This window comes from Enterococcus sp. H57 (genome assembly GCF_003112495.1).
GTDB lineage: Bacteria > Bacillota > Bacilli > Lactobacillales > Enterococcaceae > Enterococcus_B > Enterococcus_B faecium.
The window spans coordinates 1-217 of record NZ_BEHC01000106.1 but is presented as its reverse complement, the minus strand read 5'-3'; the positions used below and the strand labels follow the sequence as shown (position 1 = coordinate 217).

The following is a 217-nucleotide window of genomic DNA, read 5'->3' as shown; positions in this document are numbered from 1 at the left end:
CACCGTTTAAGGAAGAGGTCGTGAGCCTGCCGTTCAGCTCCGAGTCACAAGGAGCAATTTCAAAAAACAGCTTCTCATGTTTGTTGAATATTGTAACTTGTGACCGAGGAGTTGACAGGAGAACACCGTTTAAGGAAGAGGTCGTGAGCCTGCCGTTCAGCTCCGAGTCACAAGGAGCAATTTCAAAAAACAGCTTCTCATGTTTGTTGAATATTGT

The 217-nt window shown here is 45.2% G+C and carries 1 protein-coding gene; it reads right to left on the bottom strand.

The genetic code is table 11. The features are described 5' to 3' along the window. A partial coding sequence (locus tag DIZ30_RS13835) for a hypothetical protein (protein ID WP_234414822.1) occupies nucleotides 1-217 on the bottom strand: 217 nt, incomplete at both ends.